At 45.5% G+C, this 1,324-nt stretch carries 1 protein-coding gene; it reads left to right on the forward strand.

Going from position 1 to position 1,324, the window contains the following annotated elements; genetic code table 11:
* The first annotated feature begins 71 nt into the window (after nt 1-71).
* Nucleotides 72-1,085, forward strand: a complete 1,014-nt coding sequence (locus KIV41_RS24320) for an IS110 family transposase (protein ID WP_252040496.1) — start codon at nt 72-74, stop codon at nt 1,083-1,085.
* Nucleotides 1,086-1,324: the final 239 nt, after the last annotated feature.

The raw sequence follows: 1,324 nt of genomic DNA on the forward strand, positions 1-1,324 counted from the left end.
CTTAATTATATGGTCCGCCCCACTCTCAAGCCCTTAAGCTTAGAGTAGGCTCTCAGAATGAGGTGAACCATATGTCTTCTATTCATATTTTAGGTATCGACCTAGGCAAGCACTGTTTCCACGCTATCGCTCATAACCGTTCAGGTGCAGAAGTATTACGTCGTAAGTTTAGTCGAAACCAACTCCAACGTTTCCTTTGTAAAATCGAACCAACAACCATTGCTTTCGAAGCTTGTGGCGGTGCTCATTGGCTTGCTCGCAAGAGTGGTGAATACGGTCATCAAGTTCGACTTATTCCTCCCCAGTACGTTAAGCCTTATGTCAAAGGCAACAAAAATGATTTCATAGATGCATCAGCAATCGCAGAAGCCGCTGGTCGACCAACAATGAGGTTTATCGCGGTAAAAAGTGAAGAAGCCCAAGTCATCGCAGCGATTCATCGTGTCAGAGATGGTTATATCAAGGAGAGAACGGCCGCCATGTCTCGAATTGGGGCTATCTTGCTTGAGTTCGGCCTAAGTTTTCCAAAGGGGCATGCAAAGATGAAGGCTCTCTTCCAATGGCTAGCAGAGCAAAAAGCGTCTTTACCAGAAAGCTTACTCGTTGAATTAGTGTCTATCCACGAGCATTACAAATACCTTAATGAACGAGTCAAAGTTCAAGACAGTAAGCTTCAAGCCGTTGTTAACAATAACGAAAGTGCACAATTGCTGAAAACTATCCCTGGCGTTGGCGACCTCACATCGACGTTGTGTGTTGCCGATGTAAGTTCCCCAAGTAACTTCACCAATGGTCGGGAAATGGCTGCATGGTTAGGGCTTGTGCCGAGACAGTTCTCTACGGGAGGAAAGACCAAGCTACTTGGCATGAGTAAACGAGGCAATAAACATCTCAGAACTCTGTTTATCCATGGAGCAAGAGCAGTTCTCTCAAGGCTAGAAACGACAGGGAAAGTGTTTGGAGAGTGGCTCATCAAGCTCCGGGCGACGAAGCCATTTAATGTTGTGGTCGTAGCACTTGCCAACAAGCTAGCAAGAATAGCTTGGGCGGTGTTATACCACCGCCAAGCTTTTAAGGCTGTATAGCTATAACCAAGTTTGCAACGCCAATGAACGTGATGACAAAAACGGTCAATCGACCAGATTAAGAACCTGACACAAAAAATAGCGTTAAACGCTTTGGGCTTTTTAAGGATAATCTGGCGCAGATATCATCGTGGAGCTGGGAAGCTAGTGCTCCCAACAAGGACTCCGAATACATTAGCGCAAACCAACTCCGTTATGACTTAATTGTAGTTGCAATAACGGGGCGGACCATACATTTT

Origin of the sequence: Vibrio sp. D401a (assembly GCF_030248515.1) — a bacterium.
GTDB classification, from domain to species: Bacteria; Pseudomonadota; Gammaproteobacteria; order Enterobacterales; family Vibrionaceae; genus Vibrio; species Vibrio rotiferianus.